Below are 14,177 nucleotides of genomic sequence, written 5' to 3'. Positions count from 1 at the left end.
ACTCTTAGGAATAGAATGCACTTTCATTTTTCCAAGCTGTACCCAAACCATCCTAGAAATATTGATATTATGCCTACCGTTAGTTTTTCATCATTACAAAGTAAGACACATCCAACTCTTAGACGAATCACCAATTTAGAAATTCTTAAATTTCAATTTGAGTTGACATATCCACTGCTCTTTGAAAAGCTCCTACATTCAGAAGAATTGATAGTTGAAAGAATAAAAAGATTTCTAGAGATACCGAATCATTTTAGTATTGAGCCGGAAGCAGAAGGATTACGTAGTGAATTGATTAGTAATGTTATTTCTGACCTGAAATTGATAGATGTTTGCTTTGGCTATTTTCAGACCAGCTTTTTAAATACTTCTGAAGAAAAACTAACCATGAGTGGTATTAACTTTCAAAAATTTACTATTTTTTTAGAAAGTTTGTCTGATATTTTTACAGATATTCTTGAGTGTGCGAATACCTATGGAATTGATTATTACTATTTTTCATCAACTTACTCTATAAGCGATCTTATTAGTCATAATGACCTTGATAGCTTGATTCGAGACACTTTTGATATTCAATATTATATTAATTTTTTAAAAAATACCGACGACGAAAATCAGTTAAGTCAACAGCGAATAGAACAAATTTCTTATTTAAAACAAAGCCTTTTGTATAAATATCATGTGCCAAATACACTCAATACATCTACATCATTTATAGAAGTCAAAAATATATCTCAAGTCTTTAATGATGAAGAAATCCGTAATGATTATATAAGCTTGAATTTGCGTCTTAATGAAGAACCATCTAATCTCCCAGACATCTTCGTCAGCTTTTTAATTCAATATCTCGAGAATCGAATGTTTCTTGATAGATATATCGCAGAGCATTCAGAGGATACATTTAAAAATGTTTTGCGTAATGAAAATATTATTCGAAGATTCTTAAATGACCTAGACTCAATTGAAAATGCCTCATCCGACAATGATAGGATCCTTTCCCAACTTTACTCATTGATTGGCATTAAGTATTACAGATGTAAAAATATAAATCCTGAATATAGTTTGGATGATCATCTTATTGATTTAAAAGAACTTTTAGAACGTTCTTCTGAGTCTGAAGTTTGGAATAATCTTAAAAACGATTTTTCAAAAAAATCCATAACGGATAAGTTATCTAAATTTATGCAACCTTATAAATGTGATTTAAAAAGGAATGCCAGAACTATTAATCAATTAACCTGTTTAACAAATGACCACTTACTGATTAAAGAGTTTAATCGACAAGCCCTAGATAAAAATTTGCTAGATTTCAAAATCAAATATTTAGACCTCAACAAAATTAGAATGGCTTTCCAATAATTCCAATATATTTCAGATACATATTACAAAAATGATAATTACCCATAAGGTCTGCTCAGCAGACCTTTTTTAATTTTAGAGGTGTCCATATGACGACTTGCCCTGCTTGTCATAGTAAAGAAATAACTTTTCTTGGATTAGCTCCAAAAAGATCTAACCAAGCCCCAAGCCAAATCTGGTCACAACCAACACTTATCTTCATTGGCAAAGAATTAGCTAAAGCTTACAGAATTCCTCCTGTAATTGGAGAAATTACAGGAGCCAGCTTAGGCTATGTACTTAATTATTATTTACATAAGCATTCTGGATCTCCTTTCGTACAAAACGAGAAGTCTTACACCTGTAATGACTGCAATTTAACTTTTCAAATCAATTAACAATAATAGGTATAAATATGGCACATCAACTTGAACAAATGGCTTATGTCGGTGATACCCCTTGGCATGGCTTAGGTAATCAACTCACTCAAAATCAGCCGATTGAAATCTGGGCCCAGCAAGCAGGTATGGATTGGCGCATCGAATCCTCGAATGTCAGTTACATGGCACAGAATGAACGTGGGCAAAGCATCATCATGCCGTATGAAGAACAGCGAGTGCTGTATCGTTCCGATACTCATGCTCCCTTGTCTGTGGTCAGTCAGCGTTATCAGGAAGTGCAGCCCAAAGAGATTCTGGAGTTCTACCGGGATCTGACTGAGCAATCTGGCTTTGAGCTGGAAACCGCAGGTGTACTCAAAGGTGGGAAGAAGTTCTGGGCATTGGCACGTACTGGACAAAGCACAGCACTCAAGGGCAAGGATGTCAGCAATGGTTATATTTTATTGGCAACCGCCTGTGATGGTACGTTGGCCACCACAGCACAGTTCACCAATATCCGTGTGGTGTGTAATAACACCTTAGCGATTGCCCTACGTGGACAAAGCAGCAGTGCAGGTGTAGTCAAAGTGCCACACAGCACTAAGTTTGATGCGGATAAGGTCAAACAACAATTGGGCATCTCAGTTCGTGCATGGGATGAACACATGTATGAAATGAAACAGCTGAGTCAGCGTAAAGTCACCCAAGGCGAAGCGGCTGCTTATTTTGATGCGGTGTTTAACAATACCAACATGAGTGCTGCTGATCAGGAGGAGAACATCATTCAATTCTATCGCAATATCGCTACTCCAACTCCAACCAAAGAAAAGCCTGAACCGAATGGACGTGCCATGACTAAAGTCATGAACATGTTTAATGGACAGGGGCGAGGTGCAGAACTCAGCTCAGCCAAAGATACTGCTTATGGTCTACTGTGCAGTATTACAGAGTTTGCTGACCATGAACGTCGTGCCATGAGTACCGATCATCGTCTGGACTCTGCTTGGTTTGGTGCAGGTGCTGCGTTAAAGCAGCGTGGACTAGAACAGGCGCTTCGCTTAGTGGTTTAAGTTTCATTTAAGCCAGTGCTATTACAATAATGGTCAAGGGTCATGCAGATGATCCTTCTCCAGAGAACCCCCCTTTTGCCACATCTCCAGATGTGGCTTTTTTTATGCCGAAAATTTTACAGACCTCACTATTTATAAGGATCAAAGTATGAATCAGATTGCACCGATAAATACCTCTCAACTCCCTCATTTCCCGATTTCGAATGAGATGAATGAATCAAATACCGTAGCTAAACGAACAGCGACAGCCAAACGTTTAGCCAATACCAAAAACATGGATTACCAAGAATGGCTAGAAGTGCGTAAGCAAGGCATTGGCAGTAGTGATGCCGCAACCGCATGTGGATTGAATCCCTACATGTCGATGCTGGAACTGTGGATGATTAAAACTGGTCGAACTCAGCAGAACGTTGATGATGACAGCTCAGGCGTTGCACCGTTGTATTGGGGTAAACAGCTAGAGCCACTGGTAGCGGAATACTACAGCCTGCATACCAATAATAAAGTGAGACGAGTCAATGCCGTGCTTCAGCATCCCGATCCGGATAAATCGTTTATGTTGGCAAATCTGGACTATGCGGTCGTGGGTAGTGAGGACGTTCAGATCCTGGAATGCAAAACCGCAGGTGAGCATGGAGCAAAATTGTGGCGAGATGGTGTGCCTTTATACGTGCTGTGTCAGGTGCAACACCAACTAGCGGTAACAGGCAAACAGGCTGCACATGTCTGTGTTCTGATCTGTGGGCATGAAACCAAAATCTTCAAAGTGACACGGTCTGAATCAGTGATTCAACACATCATTCAGGCAGAGCGTTATTTCTGGGAATGTGTGGAAACGAATACTCCGCCATCAGTCGATGCCAGTGAATCCGCAGCCAAAGCGATTCAGCAACTCTATCCAGCGCATGTACCCTTGACTGTTGAAGATTTCTCGCAAAATGAAAATGCCAATTTGATGTTCGATCAGCTCATCAAAATGAAGGAAGAGATTCAGCATAAGCAGGAACGCTTTGACCAGTTGAAGCATCACATCCAAATGCTGATGAAAGATGCTGAACGAGCCACCTTTGCTCATGGCTCGGTGGTCTGGAAGAAAGCCAAGGACTCCATCAGTCTGAATACCAAGGCATTGCTTCAGCATCAGCCTGAACTCATTGAGCTTTATCCACTTCAGAAGCAAGGCGGTCGTCGATTCAACATCTATACCGATTAGCCTGTTTCAGCCCATTTAAATAGCGATGCACAAAAACCGCTCCCCGCCCTCCATTCGCTAGGAATAGAGGGTAAACGGTGGCGGCTTTTGTATCGAGCTATATACATATTTCTTGAATCAGGTGATCTACATAAAGCTAGATGATCTGTACAAAATCAAATTGAGGAAAATAAAATGATTAAAGGTTTAGCGATTACACCACCAGCTCTAGGGCGTATCAGTATTGGTCGGGTAGTAGAAAAGAATGGCAAACGCCTACCGGAAAAAGATGATCAGTTCACCATTACTTCCCAGATCCAAAGCAAAGAGGGATGGGTCAAACATCCATTAGATGAACAGCTTCGAGCCAGTACGCCGAATCAAAAGCTACGCTCAATCCCTGTCAGAATGATCTTCAATGATCCTGACTTAAACCTACGTGCAGAATACAGCCTATTTGACCGTCAGACTGGGCGCCCAGTTTGTGTCGGTAATGGGGAAACCTGCCAACGTTTAACTAATCAAGGTGTAGAGCAACATCCCTGTCCATCACCAGATTTATGTCCGTTGGCTCAAGGAGGTAACTGCAAGCCTTATGGACGCTTGCATGTGAATTTAGATGACTCGGATGAGTTTGGCACCTTCATCTTTAGAACCACAGGATTTAACAGTATTCGGACTTTGGCTGCACGGCTGAGTTATTACCACGCAGCTTCAGGAGGTTTACTCTCTTGCTTGCCTTTGCAACTGACTTTAAGAGGCAAAAGCACCACACAAAGCTATCGTCAGCCGGTGTATTACGTGGATCTAACTTTAAGGGATGGGATTAGTCTCAATGATGCCATTACTCAAGCCAAGCAAATTGATGAGCAGAGCAAGCAGGCAGGATTTTATCAGGAGGCTGTAGATTATATCGCCAGACGAGGTTTTGCCAATGCTGTATTTGAGATTAATTCTGAAGAAGATGCTGATGTCATCGATGAGTTTTACCCTCTAGATGAAAACTCGGAATATCCAGAAAATAGTTACGCCATATCAAACACTCTCAGGCAAACTGTAGAAAAAGTGGCATAAAAAAAGGCCCATCAAAGATGGGTCTTATTAGGCAATATCAGCTATTATTAATGATAATCAATCTTAAGTAAAACTGTTGTTGCCTCAAATTTTTGTTGCGTCATTTTCGCATTAAATTCCTGTTTCAAAATATTAAGTAAAGATACAGCGACTTGTACACTACCATTCGTATCATTAAAATAATGTAATTTCATGGTATGTGTCTTTTGCCGTTTACCATCTTTTCTACCATCCCACATAGTTTGCAATTCCATATCTTGATCTACCCACTCCTGTAAATCACTTGGAATATACGGCTCATGATCAGTTGGATCAAATTCTCTTACTGTTGATCGATATTGATTTGTAGTGGTATCAAAAGACACATCAAAGCCACTTAGTAGCCCGTATTGAGGTAAGGGAATATTTGATTTTAGTTTTTTATTTGAATGATTAAGGGAATTAGTCACTAAACGAATTTCTTTAGCACCAAAAGCTATTGCTAATTGGATATATACATTTTCTTTTGCTTTTGCTAATTCGATTTGGAAGTTTTCTGGTCTAATGTAAAGGTCTTTAATATGAGGATGCTTGATAAAAAAGCTATTTTCAGTCAACTTATCTTCTTTGGGAATTTTTAATTTTTTTGCATCTTCTAAAGATACATAAGTTACTTCAGTAGGAAGTTTCATCCCTTTCAAAATAATACTTGCTTTATCTTCAACGCTATAAACAAGAGCTGGCTTTGTATTTTTCACTGTCGTATTATTGGTATATTTCATCAACTCTGCTGAAATTTCTTCAGCATGTGTTAAAACGTCTTTAGTGCTTTCTTTATTTGTAGCTTTATGAATACTTGCTCCTATCAACCCTACTGCCATACTACTTCTTTCATTCAATTTCTGATTAAATCTAGAAAAGAATCCATCTGTTTTTGGTTCAGATTCCTTTACTAGTTTAGGATATTTTTTCTTAAATAATTCTTCTACCATTTCGTTTGATGCGACAAAAATCACATCTGGAAACTTATTAGATATCATTTTCTTAAATCTCATTTATTATTCATCTTAGTAGCATAACAAAATTTATCAATTTATTAGAGGGGTCAATCGTGTTAAAAGCTATTTTTTGGATTGCAGTATTCTTTTTCTTTATTAGCGTGCTTTTTTATGGTATTCGCTTTATCTTTATGACTTTAATGAACTTCGCCAATTCATCTAAACCCAAGCAATCTACGAAATTAATAGGCAAGAATGGATCAACTCCCTCAAATATGAAATCTCTAAAGTCTGATCATGAAATTCAGTTTTTTGATCCTACTCTTAATAAAATCACAACCCTGTCTGGTCATCTTGTAAAATGCTATGAAGAACATCAACAGCTTTGGATTCAGTTGATCAGTTTAGGGCAAAGCGCACCAAAAACCATTAAGGTAAATAATATTAGTATGGTCGAAAATTTACTCACTAAAGAAAGATTGTCCAATGAAAACTCTATTGAACAATATTTCAAAAGATTTTTGTAACATATAAAAATAAGAGCCTCTGGAAGAGGCTCTCTTTTATTTTATAAAGCATCTAAATGGTCGGCCCACTTCTGTAACCATTCCGCACATTCTTTTTCATACGCATGCAAATTATAAGTACCTTGTATTCCTTTTTTTGAATGCCCTAATACAGCTTCTGCAATTTCTGCAGGACAACTTAACCTAGAGAGACCAGTACGTACAGTCCGCCTTAAATCGTGCGGACTCCAATCCTCAATTTCGGACAACCACAATTGTTCAGGCTGTAATGCGTATGAAAGTTTTTCAGGATGTCGCATTTGCCATTTATACACTGTAAGAATTTTCTGGGTAATTGGCCTACCTTTAATACTTGATTCAAAAAGAAAGTCCGACTCACGAGATAATGCTTTTATATATTCAAGGCATTGTTTAGAAAGTTGGACATACCTATCCGTACCATTCTTGCTTCCTTTTAAATGCCACGTATTTTTTTCAAAATCAATGTCCGCCCATTTCAACTCACAAACTTCCCCAGTACGGCACCCAGTCCATAACGTAATTCTAAGAATATGCCTAACTTTTTCTGAGAAACCTGATGTTGGAAGCCATTCCAATACTTTTTTAATTTCTTTATCTGATAATACTCGGCTACCCTTTTTGTGTGTTAACTTCACCCTGCTTTGCTTTAAACTCGATTTAGCCAAAAGTGCCGGATTTGCAAAATCATCCTTAAATTTTTCCAATCCTATACTGTAGTCATAAGCCAACGTTAATTCTGCTAGTACACGCCCAGCTTGAACATTTGCCCCACGCTCAATAATTTTAGAAATCATATTTACGACATCTTTTCGCGTCACTTGATCAGCTGCTATATGCCCTAATACTCTAACCGCATCGCCGTATAGTGTTCTTCTAGCTTCATCTTGTCCTTTACGTTTTCTCGCTCCTGGAATCAACTTCTTACTGCCTGTTTTACTATCTAAAACATAACGGTCTTCAATTACATTAGTTAAATATAAATCAATCAATTCTTTGACTGTAAATTGGGCATTTGTTTCATCTCGTTTTTCTTGCTCAATCTTTTTTTGTTCCTTCTGATCTTTTAGCTCCTGACTTGGGCAAATACCTGCTCTGCGTTTGATCTTCATCTTTTGAAGCTCTAATCTAGCTTCAGCCAATGACATATCTGGGTAAATACCAATTTTTACTTTCTTTAACGAGTTATCAATAGGACTTCTGAAGCGATAAGAAAATGAAGTCAGACCTGTTTTCCCCTTATTAACTCTTAACCCTTCATTTTCACCAATATCTACTAAGAAAGTTTCAGGTTTCATTTTTTCAATAGCTCGAGCAGTTAACGCTACTTTTTTTGTATAAGTAGGATCTTTTACAGTCATATAGTTCTTCTAACCTTTTCGCACTCGGTAATTTTGCTAAAATCACCCTCAGATTTTTCAGCATGCATATGCTGATAGGATTTAAATAAGATACACCAATAAAAGGTATACTAAAAGGTATACTTATTCATTGGATTCCTTAAGACTTGCTTGTTACCCCTAAGCAGCAATAGGAATGTAAGCAGATGATTATCATTGAAGAACTTATTATTTTTAAAGGTATTTTTATTAGATGAACATAGAAAATTCAGGTATTGATCTATCATCACTTACACCTATGATGCAGCAATACTTACGGGTGAAGATGGAACATCCACATTCTTTAATGTTCTATCGCATGGGTGATTTTTACGAATTATTTTTTGATGATGCACACAAAGCCGCCAAGCTTTTAGGTATTACACTCACCCATCGTGGTAAAACCAGCGGCAAGCCTATTCCAATGGCAGGTGTGCCGTACCATGCCGCAGAAGGTTATCTGGCTCGCTTGGTCAAAAAAGGCGAAACTGTGGTCATCTGTGAGCAAATTGGCGAAGTGACAGGTAAAGGCCCTGTAGAGCGTGGTGTGGTAAGAATTATCACCCCAGGTACACTTACCGATGATGCCTTGCTTAACACCCACCAATCTTCCAATTTGGTCGCTTTATGCTTACAGCAAAACCAGATTGGCATTGCATTACTGGACTTGAGTGCAGGTATTTTTAAAGTTCAGCAAATGGATTATCGACCTGAACAACTCGCAATTGAACTCTCACGTTTAATGCCAAGTGAAATTGTGGTCGATGAAGATATTGTCGATCCAAATATTATTGAACAGGTTAAAAAACAGCTCGACTGCCCTGTGACTAAACGCCCAAATGTCGATTTTAACCTGAACAATGCACAAAAAACCCTGTGTGATCAATTCAGCGTTTCTACCCTGTCAGGTTTTGGTATTGATCACCTACCTTTAGCCAAAGCCGCTGCTGCTGCTCTAATTCACTACGCCAAAGAAACCCAAAAAACAGCTTTACCGCATATTCGCAGTATTCAGTTAGAGCAAAGCAGTGATTTTATTGCGCTAGACCCTGTGACCCGTCGCAATCTTGAATTGGTTGAACCATTGTTTGAACATGGGACTTCTTTATTTCAACTCATCAATGACTGCCAAACTGCCATGGGTGGGCGGTTGCTTAGTCGTACCCTAATGCAACCTTTGCGTGATACTGCACTGCTTGATGCACGTTTAGATGCCATTCAATCCTTGTTACAGGGCTATCATGAATCTCCTGTACGTTTGGTACTTAAAGAAATTAGTGATATTGAACGTGTGTTAAGTCGTGTCGCACTGGGTAGCGCTCGTCCACGTGATTTGGTTCAACTACGCCAAGCTTGTGCGCAAATTCCATATTTACGCCATGCATTACAGCCAATTGTTTCTGCACAGCAATCCCAACTCATTCAAAACCTGAATGAAGAATTGGGTGATTTTCATGGGCTGCATCAACGTCTTATGCAGGCCATTGTAGAAAATCCACCTGTTTTATTGCGTGATGGTAATGTCATTGCAGAAGGTTTTGACAATGAACTGGATGAACTGCGTAAAATTCGAGATCACGCAGGACAATTCCTTATTGATTTAGAAATAAAAGAGCGTGAACAAAGTGGTATTCCAACTTTAAAAATTGGCTACAACCGTGTCAGTGGCTATTACATTGAACTGACCCGAGCCCAAGCCGAGCAAGCACCCGAGCATTATATTCGTCGTCAGACTTTAAAAAATGCAGAGCGCTATATTACCCCTGAGCTGAAAAGCTTTGAAGATAAAGTACTTTCCAGTGAATCTCGAGCTTTGGCACGTGAAAAAATGCTGTTTGAAATGCTACTGGATGAATTACGCCAAGACATTGCTCAATTACAGATGATGAGCAGTGCGATTGCACAAATTGATTTATTGGCTAACTTTGCCCATCAAGCCCGCTTACGCAATTGGGCACGTCCTGAATATAGCCCTGAAATAGGCATAAAAATTACTGCAGGGCGTCATCCTGTGGTTGAAGCCTTGAGTAAAACAGCCTTTACCCCAAATGACACCATGCTGGACTACAATCATCGCTTGGTAATTATTACTGGCCCGAATATGGGCGGTAAATCAACCTATATGCGTCAAACGGCACTGATTGCCCTACTTGGTTATTGTGGAAGTTATGTGCCTGCCCAAGCCGCAGTATTAGGCCCTATTGACCGTGTATTTACTCGTATTGGCTCTGCGGATGATCTATCTACGGGTAAATCAACCTTTATGGTAGAAATGACTGAAACATCACAAATTTTACATCATGCCACCTCGCAATCTTTGGTGCTGATGGATGAAGTTGGTCGGGGCACCAGTACTTACGATGGTTTATCTTTGGCATGGGCATGTGTTTTAGATTTAAGCAAGCGCATCAAATGTTTATGTTTATTTGCAACGCATTATTTTGAGCTGACTGAATTAAGCAAAGAATCAGGTGTAGATAACTACCACGTTACTGCAAAAGAAATGAACGGAAACCTAATTTTGTTACACAAAGTTCAACATGGCCCAGCCAGTCAAAGTCATGGTTTACAGGTCGCAAAACTGGCAGGTATTCCTGCTAATGTGATTAAAGAAGCACAAAACCGCTTAAGAATTTTAGAAAAGCAGCAGCTTAAAAATGTGAATTTGGCCGTTCAGGATGATTTATTCGCCCCTGCTACCAGCTTGGCAGAAGCTGAAATTATTGAACGTGTGATTGAAGTGGAAAAACCATCACCTGCGCTAGACTTATTGCGCAGTATAGATGTAGATAATTTGACTCCACGTCAAGCATTAGATCAGTTATATGCTTTAAAAGAGCAACTGAATAGCTAATTTAAACCGCTAAGATTTTTAGAAAAAATTAACAAACTAAAGACTCTCAATTGAGAGTCTTTTTCATTTATAAGTTTTTTTGATGGTTTTACCCACTTTTTATCAAATTTAGTAGCACTATCTATATCAAATATCAGTAAAAGCAATTGTTAGTTACAGTGTTTTTTGCCTAAAATAGACTATTCTGAATTAGAACCATATTTTTAGGTAGCTGTCGCCATGACATTTGTTGTCACTGAAAACTGTATTAAATGTAAATACCAAGATTGTGTTGAAGTTTGTCCTGTTGACTGCTTCTACGAAGGTCCAAACTTCCTTGTCATTAATCCAGACGAATGTATTGACTGTGCATTGTGTGAACCTGAATGTCCTGCAAATGCAATTTTCTCTGAAGATGAATTACCAGAAGGTCAAGAAGTCTTTATTGAGCTAAATGCAGAGCTTTCACAAACTTGGCCAAACATTACACAAATTGGCGATCAACCTGCTGACCGTGAAGAATGGAATGGCAAGCCAGACAAATTACAATACTTAGAAAAGTAAGTTTGTCCTGTTTTTAAAAAGATCAGCCTGTGCTGATCTTTTTTTATACCTAAAACACACATTTGATTGCAATATTTTCAAATTTTAACCCGTATTTTCGATTAGAATACGGACACTTTAAATAAATATCTGATTTGCCTAATGAAGCAATTTTTCAAGGCGCTGTTTTCGTTCAGCATTGTTCCCATGCTTTTGGTGGCTTGTAGCTCAACCCCAGACAGAACAACAACGATTACCACGCCCGATGGAAAACGAATTTTCATTCCTCAAGAAAAAATTACCTACGAACGACAGGCAGCACCGAAAATTGTGCCCTACGCCTACAATGCTTGGGTCGCCGTAAGTGACAATTTACGTCAAGTCCGTGAGTACGAACGCTTCTTAGAACAAAATGGTGTGGGCAATATTATCCCTAGTTTTGAATTAATGCGTACTGCGCGAGATTGGCAGCGTTGTGGACGTTCACAGTTTATGATTCCAAGTCGTGAATTGTGGAAAAACCAAGTACCAACCCTACGCGTATTTAAGTATTTAGTTGCCTCTAAAGTTTTAACCGACTTTGAAGTCACCTCAGTGTATCGTGATTTACCACTGAATCAGTGTGCAGGCGGAGCAAATTCTTCTCGCCATTTATTCAACTCTGCGATTGATTTTAGAATTGGTCCACAATTCCCAAATGCCGAAGATTATGCCTACATTGAAAGTACCAAATACCGACTGTGTCAGTTCTGGCATCAATATGGGCAAAGTTTAAATATGGGTTTGGGCTTATATGCTTCTGGTCAAATTCATATTGATACTCAAGGCTATCGTACTTGGGGGCCTGATTTAAGCCGTCATTCATCTATATGTAATTTCTAACTTTTGTTGTTTCAAATGAATGTTTAAAAGAGGTCAACACTGGCCTCTTTTTTACATCTGTCGCATCTAAAAGCAGTCGCATTCAACAGTAACCCAGCGTAATAAATTGCACTCTAAGCAGAAAAGTTTACAATGCACACATCGCAACAAAGGTGAGCTGACTATGCAACAAATGTGGACGGATATCGATCACTATATCGAATCACATTTAATCCCCGAAGACCCAATTTTGACGCAAACTTTGGAAAATACCGATGCCAAAGGTTTTCCAGACCACCTTGCTGTTGCCGCAAATCAGGGGATGTTGCTACAAATGCTCATTCAGATGAACCAATGCAAACGGGTATTGGAGTTGGGTACCTTTGCAGCTTACAGCACCATGTGGCTCGCGCGTGCCCTACCTGAAGATGGTTATATTCTAACAATAGAAGGACGTGATACTCACGCTGCTTTAGGTCAAGAAAATATTGATCGTGCCCAGCTGAAACAACAGGTTGAATTGAAAGTCGGACGAGCTGCCGATATTTTAAAAGCACTCCCTGCCGATACAGCAGCCTTTGATTTTATTTTTATTGATGCAGATAAACAAAGCTATCCTGAATATTTAGAACTCAGTCTTAATCTTTCCCATTCAGGTACAATTATCTTTTTAGACAACGTGATTCGCGCGGGTGAAATTTTAAATCCTGAAAATCACAAGCCGAGCATTGAGGGTATTCGTGATATGTTTACTGCAATGCAAAACCATCCTCGAATTTTATCTTGTACCGCATTACAAACTGTAGGCAGCAAAGGTCACGATGGCTTTGCTTTAGCGATTGTAAAGTAAACCCAACGTAAGGTTAAAAAACAACCTGAATCGATTTTACATTATATATTATAATGTTACATGTACTGTCCATACAGTTATCCACAATTTATGCGGATAACCATGGACAGTCAGCAAGCATTTACATCAGTTCAACTAAACAATCTTTTGAAATGATCTTTTTTGAATCATTTACGATTTTTACTTTGCCACCAACAAAGGAACAGTTGAGTTACGGAAAATATTGGTGGTAATGCTTCCCAAGAAAAATTGATGAATTTTACTGTGGCTAAATGCCCCTAGTACAATCAACTGGATACCATGTTCACGTTGATAATCTAAAATATTTTCAGCTACATCACCATAACGATATTCAACCACCACATCTAAACCCGCTGCTGTTAAAAAATCTGCAGGTTCATTTAAAACTTCAGGATGATCGCCCACATAAAGCAAATGACATTGCAGTAATTTAAGCAAATCACTTTGTGCAATTCGCTTCATCATTTTGATGCAAGTTGGGGAATATTCATAAGCAAAAATAAAGCGGGTTGGTGCTTTAAAATGCTCTCCCACAGTCATCACGGTACAATTTGCACCACGAATAAAGTTTTCGACATTACTCCCTAAAGCCTTATTGCGTTCAGCAGATTTTTCGCCCACGCGTCCAATCACCACAATATCGTCTTCATTCAACACACTGAAGCTTTGTTCTAGAAAATCGCCTTTTTCTTGAATTTGAGTAGGTACAATTTCATATTTTTCCTGAATCATATTGGAAATGTGCTGCAATAAATTGTTGCTATAGTCGAGTGCTAATTCACTTTGTTTTTGTTCCAACTCAGCTAATTCTTTGAGTAACATCGCATTACTTTCAAAACCAATCACGCCACTAATTTCCCCCAAATGATAACTGGCGGGGTAATAATCCAAAACTTGTAATAACACCAATTCACGTTGAGTTTGTGTTGCAATCCACGCAGCAGCTTCAGCAAGCGCATTAATACAAGGCGAAGAATCAATACAAGCAATTACACGTTTCATTATTGCCTCTCTTACTGCCTTTTGCAGGCTATTTTTTAGTTGTTATTTTTAACTTAACACAACTCGTGTTGCAGGGACATGAAAAAATGTAATGAAGTTTAAAGATTTAGCC

At 38.7% G+C, this 14,177-nt stretch carries 13 protein-coding genes; 10 read left to right on the top strand and 3 right to left on the bottom strand.

Going from position 1 to position 14,177, the window contains the following annotated elements; all coding sequences use genetic code 11:
• The first annotated feature begins 69 nt into the window (after positions 1 to 69).
• From FTT71_RS06255 to FTT71_RS06235, 5 genes are all read left to right on the top strand, one after another.
• The gene (locus FTT71_RS06255; RefSeq protein WP_180079934.1) at positions 70 to 1,359 is read left to right on the top strand and encodes a hypothetical protein; all 1,290 of its coding nucleotides are present in this window, start codon (positions 70 to 72) and stop codon (positions 1,357 to 1,359) included.
• Between the two features lie 89 nt (positions 1,360 to 1,448).
• On the top strand, positions 1,449 to 1,736 hold the full coding sequence (locus FTT71_RS06250) for a hypothetical protein (protein ID WP_180079932.1): 288 nt from the start codon (positions 1,449 to 1,451) through the stop codon (positions 1,734 to 1,736).
• Between the two features lie 17 nt (positions 1,737 to 1,753).
• Positions 1,754 to 2,788: a DUF932 domain-containing protein gene (locus tag FTT71_RS06245; RefSeq protein ID WP_180079930.1), complete on the top strand. Its 1,035-nt coding sequence runs from the start codon at positions 1,754 to 1,756 to the stop codon at positions 2,786 to 2,788.
• 148 nt (positions 2,789 to 2,936) lie between these two features.
• Entirely contained in the window at positions 2,937 to 4,001 is a 1,065-nt protein-coding gene (locus FTT71_RS06240; RefSeq protein ID WP_180079928.1) for a YqaJ viral recombinase family protein, read from the top strand.
• 174 nt (positions 4,002 to 4,175) lie between these two features.
• The gene (locus FTT71_RS06235) at positions 4,176 to 5,054 is read left to right on the top strand and encodes a hydrolase or metal-binding protein (RefSeq protein WP_179988800.1); all 879 of its coding nucleotides are present in this window, start codon (positions 4,176 to 4,178) and stop codon (positions 5,052 to 5,054) included.
• A 47-nt stretch (positions 5,055 to 5,101) separates the two neighbouring features.
• On the opposite strand, the gene FTT71_RS06230 is transcribed toward FTT71_RS06235, so the two are convergent.
• Positions 5,102 to 6,088, bottom strand: coding sequence for a hypothetical protein (locus FTT71_RS06230; protein ID WP_180079926.1), 987 nt, complete (start codon positions 6,086 to 6,088; stop codon positions 5,102 to 5,104).
• Positions 6,089 to 6,144: 56 nt separating this feature from the next.
• On the opposite strand from FTT71_RS06230, the gene FTT71_RS06225 reads away from it, so the two are divergent.
• On the top strand, positions 6,145 to 6,558 hold the full coding sequence (locus FTT71_RS06225; RefSeq protein ID WP_180079924.1) for a hypothetical protein: 414 nt from the start codon (positions 6,145 to 6,147) through the stop codon (positions 6,556 to 6,558).
• Between the two features lie 41 nt (positions 6,559 to 6,599).
• On the opposite strand, the gene FTT71_RS06220 is transcribed toward FTT71_RS06225, so the two are convergent.
• A complete protein-coding gene (locus tag FTT71_RS06220; protein WP_104852155.1) occupies positions 6,600 to 7,937 on the bottom strand; it encodes a site-specific integrase in 1,338 nt (445 codons plus the stop codon).
• A gap of 232 nt (positions 7,938 to 8,169) precedes the next feature.
• Here FTT71_RS06220 and mutS point away from each other — a divergent pair, with 232 nt between their 5' ends.
• The 4 genes from mutS (at position 8,170) to FTT71_RS06200 (ending at position 13,042) form a co-directional block, all read left to right on the top strand.
• The gene (mutS, locus tag FTT71_RS06215) at positions 8,170 to 10,809 is read left to right on the top strand and encodes a DNA mismatch repair protein MutS (RefSeq protein ID WP_180160807.1); all 2,640 of its coding nucleotides are present in this window, start codon (positions 8,170 to 8,172) and stop codon (positions 10,807 to 10,809) included.
• 219 nt (positions 10,810 to 11,028) lie between these two features.
• Positions 11,029 to 11,352: a ferredoxin FdxA gene (fdxA, locus tag FTT71_RS06210; RefSeq protein WP_004973093.1), complete on the top strand. Its 324-nt coding sequence runs from the start codon at positions 11,029 to 11,031 to the stop codon at positions 11,350 to 11,352.
• Between the two features lie 141 nt (positions 11,353 to 11,493).
• Complete coding sequence (locus tag FTT71_RS06205) at positions 11,494 to 12,213, top strand: D-Ala-D-Ala carboxypeptidase family metallohydrolase (RefSeq protein WP_168525430.1); 720 nt, start codon at positions 11,494 to 11,496, stop codon at positions 12,211 to 12,213.
• 163 nt (positions 12,214 to 12,376) lie between these two features.
• The gene (locus FTT71_RS06200) at positions 12,377 to 13,042 is read left to right on the top strand and encodes an O-methyltransferase (protein WP_168417936.1); all 666 of its coding nucleotides are present in this window, start codon (positions 12,377 to 12,379) and stop codon (positions 13,040 to 13,042) included.
• A gap of 180 nt (positions 13,043 to 13,222) precedes the next feature.
• Here FTT71_RS06200 and FTT71_RS06195 read toward each other — a convergent pair whose 3' ends face one another.
• Positions 13,223 to 14,065 (bottom strand): universal stress protein, encoded by an 843-nt coding sequence (locus FTT71_RS06195; protein WP_154320670.1) that lies wholly within the window; start codon positions 14,063 to 14,065, stop codon positions 13,223 to 13,225.
• Positions 14,066 to 14,177: the final 112 nt, after the last annotated feature.

The organism is Acinetobacter sp. YH01004, assembly GCF_013420455.1.
GTDB lineage: Bacteria > Pseudomonadota > Gammaproteobacteria > Pseudomonadales > Moraxellaceae > Acinetobacter > Acinetobacter towneri.
Note: the sequence above shows the minus strand (reverse complement) of the source record. Positions and strands in the feature narration are given on the sequence as shown.

Excerpts from the sequence above, each read along its gene's own strand:
- FTT71_RS06255 (WP_180079934.1), top strand. The coding sequence starts at position 70 with ATGCCTACCGTTAGTTTTTCATCATTACAAAGTAAGACACATCCAACT.
- fdxA (WP_004973093.1), top strand. The coding sequence starts at position 11,029 with ATGACATTTGTTGTCACTGAAAACTGTATTAAATGTAAATACCAAGAT.
- FTT71_RS06195 (WP_154320670.1), bottom strand. The coding sequence starts at position 14,065 with ATGAAACGTGTAATTGCTTGTATTGATTCTTCGCCTTGTATTAATGCG.
- FTT71_RS06205 (WP_168525430.1), top strand. The coding sequence starts at position 11,494 with ATGAAGCAATTTTTCAAGGCGCTGTTTTCGTTCAGCATTGTTCCCATG.
- FTT71_RS06250 (WP_180079932.1), top strand. The coding sequence starts at position 1,449 with ATGACGACTTGCCCTGCTTGTCATAGTAAAGAAATAACTTTTCTTGGA.
- FTT71_RS06230 (WP_180079926.1), bottom strand. The coding sequence starts at position 6,088 with ATGAGATTTAAGAAAATGATATCTAATAAGTTTCCAGATGTGATTTTT.
- FTT71_RS06245 (WP_180079930.1), top strand. The coding sequence starts at position 1,754 with ATGGCACATCAACTTGAACAAATGGCTTATGTCGGTGATACCCCTTGG.
- FTT71_RS06220 (WP_104852155.1), bottom strand. The coding sequence starts at position 7,937 with ATGACTGTAAAAGATCCTACTTATACAAAAAAAGTAGCGTTAACTGCT.
- mutS (WP_180160807.1), top strand. The coding sequence starts at position 8,170 with ATGAACATAGAAAATTCAGGTATTGATCTATCATCACTTACACCTATG.
- FTT71_RS06240 (WP_180079928.1), top strand. The coding sequence starts at position 2,937 with ATGAATCAGATTGCACCGATAAATACCTCTCAACTCCCTCATTTCCCG.
- FTT71_RS06200 (WP_168417936.1), top strand. The coding sequence starts at position 12,377 with ATGCAACAAATGTGGACGGATATCGATCACTATATCGAATCACATTTA.
- FTT71_RS06235 (WP_179988800.1), top strand. The coding sequence starts at position 4,176 with ATGATTAAAGGTTTAGCGATTACACCACCAGCTCTAGGGCGTATCAGT.